The organism is Halomonas sp. 113, assembly GCF_904067645.1.
GTDB lineage: Bacteria > Pseudomonadota > Gammaproteobacteria > Pseudomonadales > Halomonadaceae > Vreelandella > Vreelandella titanicae.
This window is the reverse complement of the sequence record NZ_LR881453.1, coordinates 5,241,113-5,255,899: the sequence shown is the minus strand read 5'-3', so window position 1 is coordinate 5,255,899 and position 14,787 is coordinate 5,241,113. Positions and strand designations below refer to the sequence as shown.

General features: G+C 54.1%; 17 protein-coding genes. 7 read left to right on the top strand and 10 right to left on the bottom strand.

Annotated features, from left to right (window positions below):
- Nucleotides 1-53 precede the first annotated feature (53 nt).
- The 3 genes from YERSI8AC_RS24440 to YERSI8AC_RS24430 all read right to left on the bottom strand — a co-directional run bounded on the left by YERSI8AC_RS24440 (nt 54) and on the right by YERSI8AC_RS24430 (nt 1,981).
- Nucleotides 54-410 carry a hypothetical protein gene (locus tag YERSI8AC_RS24440; RefSeq protein WP_022521104.1) on the bottom strand — a complete coding sequence of 119 codons (357 nt, stop codon included), beginning with the start codon at nt 408-410 and terminating at the stop codon, nt 54-56.
- A complete protein-coding gene (locus tag YERSI8AC_RS24435) occupies nt 410-682 on the bottom strand; it encodes an HU family DNA-binding protein (protein WP_007112276.1) in 273 nt (90 codons plus the stop codon). The genes YERSI8AC_RS24440 and YERSI8AC_RS24435 overlap by 1 nt, the downstream gene beginning before the upstream one ends.
- A gap of 108 nt (nt 683-790) precedes the next feature.
- Nucleotides 791-1,981 (bottom strand): NAD(P)/FAD-dependent oxidoreductase, encoded by a 1,191-nt coding sequence (locus YERSI8AC_RS24430; RefSeq protein WP_159177806.1) that lies wholly within the window; start codon nt 1,979-1,981, stop codon nt 791-793.
- Nucleotides 1,982-2,118: 137 nt separating this feature from the next.
- Here YERSI8AC_RS24430 and YERSI8AC_RS24425 point away from each other — a divergent pair, with 137 nt between their 5' ends.
- From YERSI8AC_RS24425 to YERSI8AC_RS24395, 7 genes are all read left to right on the top strand, one after another.
- Nucleotides 2,119-2,694 carry a chorismate--pyruvate lyase family protein gene (locus YERSI8AC_RS24425; protein ID WP_022521107.1) on the top strand — a complete coding sequence of 192 codons (576 nt, stop codon included), beginning with the start codon at nt 2,119-2,121 and terminating at the stop codon, nt 2,692-2,694.
- 35 nt (nt 2,695-2,729) lie between these two features.
- Entirely contained in the window at nt 2,730-3,620 is an 891-nt protein-coding gene (ubiA, locus tag YERSI8AC_RS24420; RefSeq protein ID WP_009286298.1) for a 4-hydroxybenzoate octaprenyltransferase, read from the top strand.
- 125 nt (nt 3,621-3,745) lie between these two features.
- Nucleotides 3,746-4,435 carry a phosphate regulon transcriptional regulator PhoB gene (gene phoB, locus YERSI8AC_RS24415; RefSeq protein ID WP_009286297.1) on the top strand — a complete coding sequence of 230 codons (690 nt, stop codon included), beginning with the start codon at nt 3,746-3,748 and terminating at the stop codon, nt 4,433-4,435.
- Nucleotides 4,436-4,437: 2 nt separating this feature from the next.
- Nucleotides 4,438-5,724, top strand: coding sequence for a phosphate regulon sensor histidine kinase PhoR (gene phoR / locus YERSI8AC_RS24410; RefSeq protein ID WP_009286296.1), 1,287 nt, complete (start codon nt 4,438-4,440; stop codon nt 5,722-5,724).
- Nucleotides 5,725-6,036: 312 nt separating this feature from the next.
- Nucleotides 6,037-6,351 carry a hypothetical protein gene (locus YERSI8AC_RS24405; protein WP_159177805.1) on the top strand — a complete coding sequence of 105 codons (315 nt, stop codon included), beginning with the start codon at nt 6,037-6,039 and terminating at the stop codon, nt 6,349-6,351.
- Between the two features lie 651 nt (nt 6,352-7,002).
- Entirely contained in the window at nt 7,003-7,305 is a 303-nt protein-coding gene (locus YERSI8AC_RS24400) for a hypothetical protein (RefSeq protein ID WP_159177804.1), read from the top strand.
- Between the two features lie 477 nt (nt 7,306-7,782).
- Nucleotides 7,783-8,133 (top strand): hypothetical protein, encoded by a 351-nt coding sequence (locus tag YERSI8AC_RS24395; protein ID WP_159180204.1) that lies wholly within the window; start codon nt 7,783-7,785, stop codon nt 8,131-8,133.
- A gap of 92 nt (nt 8,134-8,225) precedes the next feature.
- On the opposite strand, the gene YERSI8AC_RS24390 is transcribed toward YERSI8AC_RS24395, so the two are convergent.
- The 7 genes from YERSI8AC_RS24390 to YERSI8AC_RS24360 all read right to left on the bottom strand — a co-directional run bounded on the left by YERSI8AC_RS24390 (nt 8,226) and on the right by YERSI8AC_RS24360 (nt 14,766).
- Nucleotides 8,226-8,720 (bottom strand): copper chaperone PCu(A)C, encoded by a 495-nt coding sequence (locus tag YERSI8AC_RS24390; protein ID WP_230804275.1) that lies wholly within the window; start codon nt 8,718-8,720, stop codon nt 8,226-8,228.
- 87 nt (nt 8,721-8,807) lie between these two features.
- Nucleotides 8,808-9,563, bottom strand: a complete 756-nt coding sequence (gene cysZ / locus YERSI8AC_RS24385; RefSeq protein WP_009286295.1) for a sulfate transporter CysZ — start codon at nt 9,561-9,563, stop codon at nt 8,808-8,810.
- Nucleotides 9,564-9,641: 78 nt separating this feature from the next.
- Nucleotides 9,642-10,367, bottom strand: coding sequence for a phosphate signaling complex protein PhoU (gene phoU / locus YERSI8AC_RS24380; RefSeq protein ID WP_009286294.1), 726 nt, complete (start codon nt 10,365-10,367; stop codon nt 9,642-9,644).
- Nucleotides 10,368-10,398: 31 nt separating this feature from the next.
- On the bottom strand, nt 10,399-11,214 hold the full coding sequence (gene pstB / locus YERSI8AC_RS24375) for a phosphate ABC transporter ATP-binding protein PstB (RefSeq protein ID WP_009286293.1): 816 nt from the start codon (nt 11,212-11,214) through the stop codon (nt 10,399-10,401).
- The gene (gene pstA, locus YERSI8AC_RS24370) at nt 11,208-12,632 is read right to left on the bottom strand and encodes a phosphate ABC transporter permease PstA (RefSeq protein WP_009286292.1); all 1,425 of its coding nucleotides are present in this window, start codon (nt 12,630-12,632) and stop codon (nt 11,208-11,210) included. Before pstA ends, pstB begins: the two co-directional genes overlap by 7 nt.
- Nucleotides 12,629-13,744 carry an ABC transporter permease subunit gene (locus YERSI8AC_RS24365; protein ID WP_009286291.1) on the bottom strand — a complete coding sequence of 372 codons (1,116 nt, stop codon included), beginning with the start codon at nt 13,742-13,744 and terminating at the stop codon, nt 12,629-12,631. The genes pstA and YERSI8AC_RS24365 overlap by 4 nt, the downstream gene beginning before the upstream one ends.
- A gap of 134 nt (nt 13,745-13,878) precedes the next feature.
- Nucleotides 13,879-14,766: a PstS family phosphate ABC transporter substrate-binding protein gene (locus YERSI8AC_RS24360; protein WP_152419217.1), complete on the bottom strand. Its 888-nt coding sequence runs from the start codon at nt 14,764-14,766 to the stop codon at nt 13,879-13,881.
- Nucleotides 14,767-14,787 lie beyond the last annotated feature (21 nt).

The window sequence follows — 14,787 nt, the reverse complement described above, 5'->3', positions numbered from 1 at the left end:
TTCAGCCTAAATTTATTTAATCTAAGCCGTTACCCTATGCCAATCGTAAACCGCTACAAATACTTGAGTAGTTTTTGCAGCTTATTCATATCGGCGGAATCACCCACTAAGCGCACGTCGCCGTTTATCATGCCGTCGAGAAAGGCCTGCTGTGTTGGCTTTTTGAGCACTTTCAAGGCGGTATTCTGATCACGGAAGCGTAGCTCAAGATCTAAGTCCACAGGCAGCCCTTTGCCGGTACTGATACTTTTCGGTGTCATCCGGTAGTGGCGGGCAATACTTAGATCTTCCGTGGCAATCCCCCAGTCCAGGCCGCGCATGCGTTCTAACTGTTCACGAAAGCGCGGCTTGCGGCGCAGGGCACGTTTGAGCAGTACGCCCAGTAGCCACAGCGTCAGCTTGAGCTTCATTAAGAAACGGCGTCCTTAAGTCCTTTGCCTGGCTTAAAGGCAACGTTTTTGCTGGCCGGAATCTGCAGCGGGGCACCGGTTTGCGGATTTTTGCCGGTACGTGCTGCGCGCTCACGTACCGTGAAGGTACCAAAACCAATCAAAGCGACATCTTCGCCCTTAGCAACGCTGTTGGTGATCTCATCCAGAATAACGTTCAGCACTTGGCCAGCTTTATCTTTGGATAGGTCGGCACTTTCAGCGATGGCTGCAGCGAGTTCAGGTTTGCGCATAAGGAATCTCCCCTTTTTAAAAGAAATCAAACATCAAACAAATGCATGTTGTTGGGTGCGTAGCCGATTAGGTTAACTTCTCTAGCCTAGTCGTGAACGCGACGAAAATCAGCCTAGCAGTGCAGGTGCTGCTCTGGAAAGCTCCACTTTCCTTCTCACGCAGCCGCCTGTCAACGCAAAACCAATCAAACGACCGTCTTTATTTTCAGCCAAGGCACTGATATCCCCGCCTTCGCCTTCAATTCGCCAGTGCTCAGGCGTGTTCGTTGGCGGGTAGGCCACCACTGGTAGCAGCGGCGTTTTAACCACTACCGGCCAAGCACCGAAGCTAACCGGCGTGGGCGCGCCTGAAAGGGTTGCCGCCAGCGCCTTAACGCTGGCTTGTAGTGGCTGCACGTACATGGCATTAACACCGTCTACGCAGGCTGCATCGCCTAGGGCGTAGATATTGGGGTGCGATGTACGCAACTGGCGGTCAACGACTATACCGCCAGGTGATACGTTTAAACCAGCCGATTCGGCAAGTGCTGTGCGAGGTGCAAGGCCGGTTGCCATCAACACGAGATCAGCGCTGACAGCGTCGCCGTTATCCAGACGTAATACGATATCTTCGCCGCTTTCGGCCGCTATCGAATCAATCGAACGTGCAAGGTGAAGATGGATACCTGCTTCGCTAAAGGCATCGCCTAGGGCGTTCCCTAAGGGCGGTGGCAGCAAGCGAGGAAGTAGGGTTCCTTCTGGGGCAATGAGGCTGACACGATGGCCGCCAGCGTGGAGGTCGTTGGCAAATTCACAGCCGACCAGCCCCGCGCCAACAATCGCCATCCGTGCAGGGCCATGGCCTAGCGCCGTGTGAAAGCGGCGGTAGTCATCCAGGTCGTTAATGGTAAAGCAGCGTGGGGCTACGCTGGGCTCAACGCTGAAGGGCGCCCGTGGTGCAGCGCCAGTGGCCAGTACCAGTGTGTCGTAGCCGAGCACCATGCCGTCTTCAAGCAGAATTGTTTGGTTATCCACATCCAGTGCGGTTACCTGGGTGTGGATAACCATTTGGGCATTTAGCTCTTCGCCCAGGTCAGTAGCGCTGCGCTGGGCTAATTGTTCGGGCGCGAGGCCCTTGGCGAAGCCGGTGGAGAGCAACGGCTTGCTGTAATCATCGCCGCTGTCAGCGCTCACCAGCGTGATTGAGCGTTGGTCGCCCAATCGGCGCAACGCCCGGGCAAGGCCAACCCCTGCCATTCCAGTGCCAATAATCACTAGCGCAGCGTGAGAAGACGTTTTTTGTGTTTGGGTGGCGGGCATGCAGACACCAAAAAAGTTGCTAAATAAGATTGCGAAAAAAGAAGCGCTAAACCGAGTCGTTAAAAAAGTTGCTGAAACAAAAGCCTTTCAGTGCCCATGTTACACTAGCCAACCCGTTAATTGCCCTGGAGAACTCGGTGACGGCTGCTGCTTTTCGGCAAACTCCTCTATTTTCCCGCTGGCGCCCGATTGATGCGGCGCGCCCGGCGATGAGTGCTTCCTGGTGGCAGTGGGTTGCCTCCACCGACTCGTTAACCGCCCGCTTAATGGTCGCAGGTGGCGAGAAGCCGTTTCGAGTACGACTGCTGCGCCAGGGGGTTGGTTGGCCGCGCCAGGATGAGGCTCAGGCGCTGGGCATTGGTGCCAAGCGTTACGCCTGGCTGCGGGAAGTGGCGCTGTGCTTAGATGGAACGCCATGGGTGGTGGCGCGCTCGGTCGCCCCGCTCTCACAGGTAAAGGGCCAACGGCTAGAGTGCTTGGGCGAGCGCTCGCTAGGTAGTTGGCTATTTCGCCAGCCGGGTTTAGTGCGTGGGCCATTGGAAGTAACGACGCATTCCCCCCAGTTTGCTAGCGTCAACGGCATACAGGAAGGCTGTGCCTGGGGAAGGCGCTCTGTTTTTTATCACGGCTGTAAGCACGGCAGTCTGTCATTATTAGTGCAAGAGTATTTTTTGACGGCGATGGCGGATGATCTTGGCCTGCCTTCGCGCTAGGCTAGCGCCTGCATCTTATTCTTCGTGAGGTAAGCATGGATCGTTCACTGTTGCGGCCGAAGGGATGGGCTCGCGTGGCAGATTTTTTACAGCTGATGCGCTTGAATCGGCCGATAGGCACATGGCTTTTGATGTGGCCGACGCTGTGGGCATTATGGGTGGCTGCGGAAGGTGTACCAGGGCGAAATGTGCTGCTGATTTTTGTGGCCGGCGTTTATGTGATGCGCGCTGCGGGCTGCGTGGTCAATGACTATGCGGATCGCCACTTCGATGGGCATGTGAAACGCACAAAACAACGTCCGCTAGCGACGGGCCGTATCAGCGAAACCGAAGCTCAACTGCTGTTTATCGCCCTGGTGGCCGCTGCGTTTATTCTGGTATTACTGACCAACTGGTTTACGGTGCTGCTCTCGCTGGGCGGGGTGCTGCTGGCGATTATTTATCCGTTTATGAAGCGCTATACCCACTTTCCTCAGGTGGTGCTGGGCGCGGCTTTTTCCTGGGCAATTCCGATGGCTTTTGGCGCCGTGCTCGGCCACGTGCCGCTGGAAGCATGGCTGCTATTCTGCGCTAATGTGTGCTGGACAGTGGCCTACGATACCCAGTACGCCATGGTCGATCGCGACGACGATTTAAAAATTGGCATTAAATCGACGGCCGTGCTGTTTGGAAATGCGGATCGTTTGATTATCGGCTTACTCCAGCTAGCCACCCTGGGGTTGCTGGCTTGGGTAGGCTGGTGGGTTGGTTTAGGTGGTTTCTTCTGGTTAGGGCTAGCGGCAATGGCAGCGACTTTTCTGCATCAGCAGCGCTTAATTCGCGACCAGGAGCGGGATGCCTGCTTCCAGGCGTTTCTCAATAATCACTGGTCGGGACTGCTGATTTTTGCCGGTATCGCGCTAAGTTGGTGGCCTGCGGCTGGCTGATCGAGGCGATTGTCATGTAATTGTCATCAAGTCATGGTGTTATCGTCACTGACATGTCATTGATCTGTTTATCTTTGAACTGTTTTTCTTTGAACTAGTTTCTTTGAACACCGTGAGGCTCTGGTATGACCGCCAAGACCGTTCTGATTGTCGATGATGAGGCGTCGATTCGCGAGATGATCGCGGTAGCGCTGGAAATGGCTGACTATCGCGTGCTCGAAGCGGATAACGCCCAGGATGCCCATGCCATGGTGGTCGACCACCAACCCGATTTACTGCTGCTGGACTGGATGATGCCCGGCACTAGCGGTATTGAGCTGGCGAGACGCCTAAAGCGTGAAGAAACCACCGCTGAAATCCCGATTATTATGCTCACCGCGAAAGGCGAAGAGGATAATAAAATTCAAGGGCTTGAAGCCGGTGCCGATGACTATATCACCAAGCCCTTTTCACCCCGGGAATTGGTGGCACGGCTAAAAGCGGTGCTGCGCCGTGCGACGCCACGTGGCGTTGAAGACCCGATTGAGATTAACGGCCTGCTGCTTGATCCGGTGAGCCACCGGGTAAGTGCCCACGGCAAAGCGCTGGAAATGGGCCCCACCGAGTACCGTTTGCTGCAGTTTTTTATGACTCACCAAGAGCGCGCTTACACACGTAGCCAGCTGCTTGACCAAGTGTGGGGCGGCAATGTTTACGTTGAAGAGCGCACGGTCGATGTGCATATCCGCCGCTTGCGTAAAGCGCTGGGTGACGTGCATCAAAACCTGATCCAAACGGTTCGGGGTACCGGTTACCGTTTCTCTGCACGGGTGTAAATGTGCGTTTATGGAGTCGTGAGCTGTGGCGAATAGCGTGGCTGGCCACGCTGGGCACTTGCTTGGGCTGGCTGTTGGGCTCGGCTGGGCTGGGGCTCGCAGCAGGGCTTGCGGGATGCCTGTTTTACCACTTACGACAGTTACGCGAACTCTATTTGTGGCTCACCCTCCACCCTAACGATGAACCGCCTGCCGCTCGCGGGATGTGGGGCGAGCTATTCGATCGTTTATACCGCTATCAAAAAAGTCAGCGCATCACCCAAAGCCGTCTGCGGGCTACTTTGGCACGTATTCAAGAGTCGTCTGAAGCAATGCGTGATAGCGTGGTCATGCTTGATCGCCACGGTGATTTGGAGTGGTGGAACAGCGCCGCCACCGCCATGCTGGGGCTACAAACCGCCCATGATCGTGGTCAACACATTACCAACCTGCTGCGCGACCCAGGCTTTATCAGCTATTTTAATTCGCGTAACTACAGTGAGCCGTTAACGCTCACCTCACCGATTGATGAACGGCGAATCCTGCAGTATCAAATTACCCTCTACGGTGACGACGAACGCTTAGTGATGGCTCGCGATATCACCCGCTTGCATCGTCTTGAGCAGATGCGGCGCGACTTTGTCGCCAACGTTTCCCATGAGTTACGTACGCCGCTGACCGTTCTCTCCGGCTATTTGGAAACCTACAGTGATATCTCCGACCAGCTTCCGCCGCGCTTGGGACGTAGTATTCAGCAAATGCAGGAACAGACCCAGCGGATGCAGAATCTGGTCAACGATTTATTGCTGCTCTCGCGTTTGGAAATTGACCAGGGCGGCCAAGATCATCATCCACTGTCACTCGAGCCTTTACTGCAAAGCGTTTGTGATGATGCGCTGGCCCTATCGCATCAACGTCATACCATTACCGTCGCCCTTGAGAGCGATGCCCGACTGTTAGGCAGTGAACAGGAGATTCGCAGCGCCGTCTCTAACCTTGCCTTTAATGCGGTTCGCTACACGCCTGCTGGCAGCCAAATCACCCTGCGTTGGAAAGCTAGCGCTACTGGTGGCGGCTATATCGATGTGGAAGATAACGGTGAAGGGATTGATCCCGTTCATATTCCCCGACTAACTGAACGCTTTTACCGTGTTGATAAGGGGCGCAGCACTGCGACTGGCGGCACAGGTTTAGGCTTGGCGATCGTTAAGCACGTGCTGTTGCGCCACGATGCGCAACTACAAATTGAGTCCCTTCCCGGCAAGGGTGCGTTGTTTCGCTGCGCCTTCCCCCCCTCGCGTCTTGTTTAATTTAGCAAGTCATCCCATCGCATAATATTTGTAACAATGTGCAATATTGGCATGCAAGGTTGGTAAAGCTTTACCCATGTGCCATTTTTACACAGCTCAAAGCGTTGTGTCGTGACTCAGTTGATGCCTTTTTGGCATAACTTATTTTTAAGTAAGAATATGATTTTGTTGTTTTTATTTATATTCTTCAGTTTTTTGGCATGCCTTCTGCAGAGTACAGATTGAAGGAAGATGACCGCAGGAATTGCTGGCTTCTCAGTAAGCCTTTCTTTCTTCATTAAGCAGTACTAAACAGCGATCCGGAGGTAGGATATGACGTCCAAGGATTTTCTCAAGAAAGCTGGCATTTTAGGTGTATCTTTTGGTCTGATGGCAAGCCCATTAGCTTTTGCACAAACCGATAAAAATTCGGCGATTGACGAAAACCAAGGTATTACCGCTGACGAGCAACCGATGGATTCCCAAGGTACCGGTAGTTCAACTGGCAGTGATACAACAGACATGACTGACGATTTAACCCATGACGAAGGTGATGGTGCCAGCGACATGGATCCGCAATCAAGCAGTCACTCAGACGATGCTGAGTATGATAAGGATGAGCTTGTAGAAGAAAATGGCGGTAGCTAATTATCAATGACCTTTTAGATATCATTAAAAGCTTTTTCAGAGAATGAATAAGCGATTAACAGGATGTTACAAAAGCAAGAATGCTTTTAAGATTCACGGATGAATCAGTAGGCAATCAGAACACTAGTCAGGGTTAATTCCAAGGTTGGAGCCCCGCACAAGGAGTGGAAGCTAGCGTTAGTTATTACCTATAGCCAATTCTGATATCGGGCCCCGCAATGCGGGGCCTAATTTTTGCTGCCTACTTTTTATCTCGCTTATCCCCCCGCTACTTTCTCCCCTATCTTTTCCGCCGATCTTTCTTTGCGCCTCTCTATCCAATGCCATGTTTTGTTTTTTATGAATTGATGCCGTAGCGCTTTGTTGGCATCGAGCCTTTTATTTTGCTGAGTGTGTCATAAAGGCACAGACAGTTTTGCGCATGTGTCATTAGTGCACATGTAATTAGCGTGCTTTTGTTTTTAGCGGTGTATAATTGTGCGCAATGTATTTATTTTAAATTATTGATTTATATAAGTATTCTATTTTTATAAGAGAGTTGGCATTACATATGCTCTCTAGAGGTAGTGAAGCTAGCCGCAGTGAGATCTGGCCAGAGAGCCCTTCTCACTTCACTTCAGCGGTATCAAACGGTCACCAGGAGTAAATAGTATGTTTAACGATTTTGTTAAAAAAGCAGCCGTCGTAGGCCTCTCTTTTGGTTTGCTGGCAAGCCCGCTTGCCTTTGCCAATATGTCCATCGAAGCAAATCAAGATTTGACCGTTGACGATGAGCCTATTCAAGCTCAATCACATCATACCTCGGGTCAGGCTAAATTTAGCCCCTCTGATTTGATGTATGACGAAGGCGACCGCCCTCGAGTCATCAAGGCAGAGTCGCATCGCACTAGCGCTCAAGCCGAATACTCTCCGAAAGATTTAACGCAAGATGAAGGCGACGGAAACGTTTGGTAACAAAAATTTGCAATTCTGAAGAAATATATTACGATTAACACGTGAGCTAAACACGCGAAAGCGTGTCACACCGATACGGATGCATATCGATTCAAGGAATGAATCAAACGACAATCAGAGCGTTGGTCAGGGTTAAATTCCAAGGTTGGAGCAGCCCCGCAAAAGGAAAGGAAGCTAGCGCTAGTCATTGTCAAAGTCTTGTGTCCTTAGACCCTGCTGATGCGGGGTCTGATTTTTTGTGGCATCCAACACCTCTCCCACACTATTCTTGTTTTAGTTTAAGGTACGGCTTTCTAGCGGAGCCTAATTTCATTGCGTCGCTATTTATACACTGCCCATCATCAGCCTGCCGGTGGGTTATGTCTCAGGCATCCGGTCTCACAATCATTTTGACCGTAAAGGGTGAGCTAACTTTTTTGACGCTTAATATGCAACGCAAAGCGTAATAGCCGTTCTAATCATCGATGAACGGAATCCATGGATAATGAGGAGAACATCTTGCTGTTAAAAGAAATGAGCCAAAAAGTCGCCATAGTAAGTATTGTTTTTGGTTTGGTCGCGAGCCCCATGGCGATGGCGCACTCATCTATTGAACTGAACCAAGACCGTACCGCTGGTCAGGATGTCATCAACAAACCTGAGTCGCATGCAGCTTCCAAACCATCTCATGTCTCTGCGGGCGACTTGAACCGTGACGAAGCTGATAGCTTGGACTTTTCGCCTTCCAGTAGCCGTCCTTCTACGGCTGAAAATGGGCCTACTTCTCGCCAAGAGGGTTACACTCCTGGAGAACTCAACCGGGATGAAGGTGATAGCACCGACTGGTAAATAATAGGATAAGTGTAACTGCTAATGTAAGCGTTACTCGCTAAAAACCCCGCTTCGGCGGGGTTTTTGCTATGTGTTAAAAGCCAACGACATCAGTGGTGATGCCCATCAGCAGCTTCGCTACCGTCTTGGGCGCTCTGTATCCAGACCTCGATGTCTACGTCACCTTGTTCAGCGAAGGTGAGCGTGAGGGGAAACCGCTCACCCTCCTTCAGCGGCTCGGTTAAGCCAATCAGCATTAAGTGAAAGCCGCCACCAGGGCGCATGGTATAAGTCTCCCCTGCCTCGACACGAATCTCGTCCACATGCCGCATCTGCATCATATCGCCGTCCATTTGCATATCGTGCAGCTCAACGTTGCTGCTCGCAGGACTGCTCGCGCCAACCAGAGTGACGGGGCCTGAAACGGCGGTGATATCAAGGTAGGCGGCACCGTTTACCGCACCCGGTGGGGTTGGGGTAGCGAAGGGGTGCGCAATGCGAAGAGTCTCTGTTTTTACGTCGTGGGCTAACGCCATAGATGTCATCGAAATAGACATAGCGCCAATCAAGAGTACGCCACCCAGCCAAGCCATCGGTTTTATCATGCGGTGATTCCTTTGTTGTTGATTGAGCCCAGGATAGACGAACAAAATATAAAGGTAGCAAAGTGACGTAGCCTGGGTAATAGGCGCCTACTGCGGTGTAATGCCACGTGCATCGCCACGTTTGTCGCTACGTACGTCTCTATAGTGGTCGTCCCACAGCAGTACGGCACCCGCAACGGCGCCGGGAATCAAAAACAGGTTGGCCAGCGGAATCCAGGTAATTAAGGTCACTAACCCCCCAAAGGTGAGGCTTTGCCACCAGCGCTTAGAGAGCCGTTGGCGCATATCGGCAAACGTTACTTTGTTGTTATCCATTGGGTAGTCTAGATAAGTGATTGCCATCACCCAGGCAGAAAACAGTGCCCAGAGTAGCGGAGCAACTATATTGACGCCTGGAATCCAGCTAAGCACAAATAGGCCTGCGGCACGAGGCAGAATATAGGCGAGCTTAACAAACTCGCGTCCCACAGCATCGATGGCTGTTTTGGTCAGGTTTCGGTCATCAATGGGTTCGCGGCCAGTGGCTTGGATTTCAACTTTGGCGGCTAAAAAGCCGTAAAAAGGGGCTGCAATCAAGCTGGTAACCAGCGTGAAGGTAAAAAACACCACCACCAACAGGCTAATCACAAACAGGGGCCAGATAAGCCAGGATAACCAGTCAAGCCAAGCGGGTACCATGCCCATCCAATGGGCGAGCCAGCCATCAAAACGGTTGAGCACAAAGCTGAACATGCTCACGTAGACAATCAGGTTGACCAGAATAGGCAGAAAAACATAGCGGCGCATACCCGGTTGATACACACAGCGTGTACCTCGGCTAAGCGCAGTGACAGCATCCAGCATTTAGGTGAGCTCCTCGTGATTCCAACGTCCAGGCTGCGTGACAGCCTGGACGTATTGCAGGAGGAAAGCCCCATCAGGTCAAGACTTTTTTGGCACCTGTGGTTCCAGTTCATCGGTGTCGCTATGGCGAATATCCAGACCTTTGACGAGATAGACCACGTACTCAGCAAGGTTATCGGCGTGGTCGCCTACCCGCTCTAGCGCGCGCAGTACCCACATGATGCTGAGTACTGACGTAATAGAGCGTGAGTCTTCCATCATAAAGGTCATTAATGAGCGCATAGCGCTGCTGTACTCGTCATCCACCAGTTCGTCTTCGCGTACGACCTGCATAGCTAGGTCGGTATCAAAGCGGGCAAAGGCGGTGAGCGCATCGCGCAGCATTTTACGTACGTGCTCGCTAATGTGACGCACCTCCACCAGGCCACGAATGGTGCTAGAACTTTCGCTCAGGAGCAGGGCGTTGCGGGCGATTTTACTGGCTTCATCACCAATGCGCTCTAAGTCTGAGGTGGCGCGGATGACGGCCAGCACCAGGCGCAAATCGGAAGCAGCAGGCTGGCGGCGCGCCAGTACGCGGGTGCATTCGTCGTCGATTTGCAGCTGCAGGTCGTTGACTTGGCGGTCATTGTCACGCACCTGCTCGGCTAACCGGGTGTCTCCTTCCAGTAGGGCAAAGACAGCGTCCTGCACTTGTTTTTCCACCAGACCGCCCATGGCCATCAGGTGGGTTTTCAGCTCTTCCAGCTCCTGGTTGAACTGGCGAGAGATATGCTGGCTGTGAGAGTCGCTAGTAATATCCATGGAGCACTCCTGACGGTTCAGTTGCTAAGGCCTAGGTGATACGGCCGGTGATGTAGTTTTCAGTGCGTTGCAAACGGGGGTTGGTGAAGACCTGATCGGTAGGGCCGTATTCAACCAGCTCCCCTTGATGCAAAAAGGCGGTGTAATCCGATACGCGCGCCGCTTGTTGCATATTGTGGGTGACCAGGATCAGCGTCAGCTCCGACTTGAGGTTACGGATCAACTCCTCAATTTTGAGGGTTGAAATTGGGTCTAGCGCTGACGCGGGTTCATCAAGCAGCAGCACGTCGGGCTGTACTGCTAAGGTACGGGCGATCACCAGACGCTGCTGCTGGCCACCGGAAAGCTGCCAAGCGGAACGGTGTAGGCGGTCTTTCACTTCATCCCACAGAGCGGCGGAAGTTAGCGCCCACTCAATAATGTCGTCCCTTTTGCGCTTGGGCATGCGCTGTTGCAGTCGTAGCCCAAAGGCCACGTTTTCATAGATCGACATAGGGAAGGGGTTGGGCGTTTGAAACACCATCCCGACACGCCGCCGCAGCTCAGTCACATTCATTTGCGGGTCATGAATATCCTGCCCTTCCAGCGTGATTTGGCCGCTGTGGGTGACTGACTCATTAAGATCGTGCAAACGGTTAATTGCCCGTAACAACGTCGACTTACCGCAACCTGACGGGCCGATAAAGGCCGTTACACGATGCCGGGGAACACTGAGGGTTAACTCGCGCAACGCCTCTTTCCCCGCGTAGGCGAGGCTAAAGTGATCGATACTCAGGCAGCTGTGCTCGGACGAAAAGTGCGCCACTGGTGCCTGAGAGGTATTGGCTGAATGTAATGACGCTAGCATTCGTTTCCCCGTTGACGCCTAAGATAATGACGCAGAAATATGGCAGTTAGGTTAAGCACCAGCACAATTAACACTAAAAGTAGCGCTGTGGCGTAAACCAGCGGTATGGCAGCCTGCACATCTTCGCCGTGAAAGGCGGTATCAAATAAATGATAGCCAAGGTGCATGAACTTGCGCTCTAAATGTAGGTAAGGAAACTCACCATCGATGGGCATTTGAGGCGCCAGCTTAGCGACGCCAACCAGCATTAGCGGCGCCACTTCGCCGGCCGCGCGAGCTACTGCTAGAATGATACCTGTCAGCATGGCAGGGGCTGCCATGGGCAGTACAATGCGGGTGAGCATCTCTAAGCGCGTAGCGCCGAGCGCCACGGCGCCTTCCCGCTGCGCCTCGGGAATCCGCGCTAACCCCTCTTCTGTTGCCACAATCACCACCGGTAGGGTCAGCAGTGCCAGGGTGAGCGATGCCCATAACAGGCCGCCGGTGCCAAAGGTGGGCGAAGGTAGGGTATCGCTGAAAAACCACTCATCCAGCGAGCCGCCAATGCCGTAAACAAACACTCCCAACCCAAATACGCCATACACAATCGACGGAACGCCCGCCAGGTTGCGCACACCAATACGTACCAGCCGGGTCAGCCGCCCCTGGTGAGCGATTTCATTGAGATAAATAGCGGCCAGCACCCCAAACGGGGTCACCATCACCGACATTAAAATCACCATCAGCACCGTGCCAAATATCGCGGGCCAGACGCCACCGTCGGTATTGGCGGCCCGTGGGCCCTCACTCAGAAACCGCCAAACCGCATCCCCCCAGGCGAGCGTTTTCTGCCACACGCTCATGGCATTGGGAGCCTGAGCGCTCGCCACGCTGGCCAGCGGTTGGCGCAGGATTTGGCCGTCCACGGTGGTAAGCAGCAGTTGGCTATCCTGGCGTTGGCTGGCGGGAAGTGCCAATAAAGCGTTTAATCGCTGCCAGGCAGCGTCTCCCTCCCAGCGTTGATCATGCTGCTCAATGGCCACCAAACGGCCAATAAAGTCACCCCAGGGGCTGCGATCAAGACGAATCAAATCGTCTGGCTGGGCGCGCTCGGCAATTTCATCAATCACCACCCAGCGCCAGCGAACGCCCTCTATATCCTGGTTGCCGGTAAAGTAGAGGCGTTCATCCCCAGCTCGCTGGGGTAGCGCGACTTCGCGCACAGCTTGACCAGCAAAGGTTTCACCCGAGTCAAGGGTGACCTCTTCCAGCGTAGCGGGCCAAAAGTGCCCTAGCCCGCGTACCAGCAGTAGCGCGAGTAAGGCGCCCAGCATCAGCAGGGAGAGCGCTACGCTGGCTGCGCAAAGCCAGGGCCATACATCATTTACCCGGCTAAAACGACGGCGGCGAGAGGCGGTGTGGGTCGCAGAGTTCATCATGTGCCCCCCATCTGGCGGAAGCGGCGGCGTAAACGCTGGCGGACGACCTCGGCAAGGGTGTTGACCAGAAACGTGAAGATAAACAGCACCAGTGCAGCCAAGATCAGCAGATGGTAGGTTTGGCCACCGGGTGACGCTTCAGGCAGCTCAATGGCGATAGCCGCGGCCATGGAGCGCATGCCTTCAAAGGGGCTGGCGCTAAACAGAGCCGTATTACCGCTGGCCATAAGCACTATCATGGTTTCGCCCACCGCCCGGCCCGCACCGATCATTATCGCCGAGAAGATACCTGGGCCCGCTGCCACCAGCGCCACTTTCCATAGCGCCTGCCAGCGGCTGGCCCCCATCGCCTGGGCGCCCTCGATTAAGCTAGCAGGCACATCGGCGAGCGCGTCTTCTGCCAGTGAATATATGCTGGGAATAACGGCAAAGCCCATGGCAATGCCGACAATCAGTGCGTTACGGGTGGCGTAATCCATGCCATAGCGCTGGTCGAGTAACTGGCGTAAATCACCGCCTAACCACTGCTGCTCCATCCAGGGCGCGAGCCATAGTGCTATCGCCACCATTACAGCGAGCCAGGGAACGAGCCAGAGGCCCGCCCAGGAGAGCGGTAAGCGGCGGCGTAGGCGTGTTTTGGCCCACTGCCAGAGTAAGCCGGCAAGCGCTGCGCTAAGCGGCAGCCAAATGATCAGCACCAAAGCGCTGGCGAGATGGCGCTCTACCCAAGGTGCCAAAATAAGCCCGGCAATAAAGCCCACCACCACACCGGGGATCGCCTCCATCATTTCGAGCGCGGGCTTGATCCGCGAGCGCAGGCGCGCTGACATAAACAGCGCGGAGTAGATGGCGGCCCCCAAGGCCACGGGAATGGCGAACAGCAGTGCGGCTAGGGCGGCTTTGAGCGTGCCCCACGCCAGGGGAGAGAGCTTAGCCAGCGCTAAGGTATCGCCAATCGCCAGCAGCGGCAGGGTTTCCCACACCAAAAAGACACCGATAGCCAGAATTGCCAGCAGCACGCCTATGCCGCCAGCGGTGATTAAACCGGTGGCCATGCGGTCTTGCAGTAGCCTAAGTGGCTGTCGAGAAGAGGTTAACCGAGGTAGGGTCATGTGGATATCATGGCAAAACCGAGGTGATCATAGCGCTGACCAATAGGTAGTGAAAAACCAGAATGTGGTGAAAAACAGTGCATAGACAGGATCCCTACCCTAAGACAATTATGTGTCAGTTAGATGACAGTGGTTTACCACCTCTGTTGTGCACTAAGGACACTGGAGGTTAATGGTACAAAGCCGGATGCGCGCGCAATCTGCTGGCCCTCATCGGACATAATCAACTTGAGCAGTGCTTGCTCGGCGGGGGGTAAGTTCTCCCCCGGCGGTAGGTTCACATAGAGGTAAAGATAGCGCGACAGCGGGTAGTCACCGCTCTGTATCGCCGCTTCATCGGGCGGTATCGCAATGCCATCATCGTTATACAGGCTCAATGCATGCACGGCTGGGGTGAGGTGGTTAAACCCCGCATAGCCCATCGCATTGGCAGATTCGCCAACGGCCGCGACCACCGCCGATGAGCCGGGGTGTTCACTAATGTCGTCACGAAAAAGACCGCCACATAACGCCCGCTGTTGAAATAGCCCATGGGTACCCGAGGCAAGGTTACGCCCATGCAGCGCAATGCTACCAAATGACCAGTCACGGGTTGCCGATAGCTGCTCCCAGCGCCTGATCGGCGTTTCGCCACCGCAGGCCAGCGAGGTTGAGAAGATCGCATCAACCTGCTGGCGGGTCAGAGCGCGCAAGGGGTTATGGCGGTGTACGACTACAATCAATGCGTCACGGGCGACTTTTAATTCCAGCGGTGGATAGCCATAGCGCTCAATAAAGTTATCACGCTCTTCGCTGGTCATCGCACGAGACATCGGGCCTAGCCGGGTGGTGCCAGCCATCAGCGCCGTGGGCGCACTGGCTGAACCACTTGCTTGAAACTGCAGCTTCACGTCAGGATAGCGGGTGGTGAGGGTTTCACCCCAGCGCAGCATTAGCCCCGCCATAGTGTCGGAGCCCACCGCGCCCAAGGTGCCGCTAATAACTGTTGGCTGCTGCCCCCAGGTCAGGGGCGTTATCAGCATCAGTATAAACGCCACTCCGCT

What these genes read in the sequence shown, in the direction of transcription:
- YERSI8AC_RS24365 (WP_009286291.1), bottom strand. Translation starts at nt 13,744, where the DNA reads ATGACCCTACCTCGGTTAACCTCTTCTCGACAGCCACTTAGGCTACTG.
- phoU (WP_009286294.1), bottom strand. Translation starts at nt 10,367, where the DNA reads ATGGATATTACTAGCGACTCTCACAGCCAGCATATCTCTCGCCAGTTC.
- YERSI8AC_RS24440 (WP_022521104.1), bottom strand. Translation starts at nt 410, where the DNA reads ATGAAGCTCAAGCTGACGCTGTGGCTACTGGGCGTACTGCTCAAACGT.
- pstB (WP_009286293.1), bottom strand. Translation starts at nt 11,214, where the DNA reads ATGCTAGCGTCATTACATTCAGCCAATACCTCTCAGGCACCAGTGGCG.
- YERSI8AC_RS24405 (WP_159177805.1), top strand. Translation starts at nt 6,037, where the DNA reads ATGACGTCCAAGGATTTTCTCAAGAAAGCTGGCATTTTAGGTGTATCT.
- YERSI8AC_RS24390 (WP_230804275.1), bottom strand. Translation starts at nt 8,720, where the DNA reads ATGATAAAACCGATGGCTTGGCTGGGTGGCGTACTCTTGATTGGCGCT.
- phoB (WP_009286297.1), top strand. Translation starts at nt 3,746, where the DNA reads ATGACCGCCAAGACCGTTCTGATTGTCGATGATGAGGCGTCGATTCGC.
- YERSI8AC_RS24400 (WP_159177804.1), top strand. Translation starts at nt 7,003, where the DNA reads ATGTTTAACGATTTTGTTAAAAAAGCAGCCGTCGTAGGCCTCTCTTTT.
- pstA (WP_009286292.1), bottom strand. Translation starts at nt 12,632, where the DNA reads ATGATGAACTCTGCGACCCACACCGCCTCTCGCCGCCGTCGTTTTAGC.
- YERSI8AC_RS24395 (WP_159180204.1), top strand. Translation starts at nt 7,783, where the DNA reads ATGGATAATGAGGAGAACATCTTGCTGTTAAAAGAAATGAGCCAAAAA.
- cysZ (WP_009286295.1), bottom strand. Translation starts at nt 9,563, where the DNA reads ATGCTGGATGCTGTCACTGCGCTTAGCCGAGGTACACGCTGTGTGTAT.
- YERSI8AC_RS24360 (WP_152419217.1), bottom strand. Translation starts at nt 14,766, where the DNA reads ATGCTGATAACGCCCCTGACCTGGGGGCAGCAGCCAACAGTTATTAGC.
- YERSI8AC_RS24430 (WP_159177806.1), bottom strand. Translation starts at nt 1,981, where the DNA reads ATGCCCGCCACCCAAACACAAAAAACGTCTTCTCACGCTGCGCTAGTG.
- YERSI8AC_RS24435 (WP_007112276.1), bottom strand. Translation starts at nt 682, where the DNA reads ATGCGCAAACCTGAACTCGCTGCAGCCATCGCTGAAAGTGCCGACCTA.
- ubiA (WP_009286298.1), top strand. Translation starts at nt 2,730, where the DNA reads ATGGATCGTTCACTGTTGCGGCCGAAGGGATGGGCTCGCGTGGCAGAT.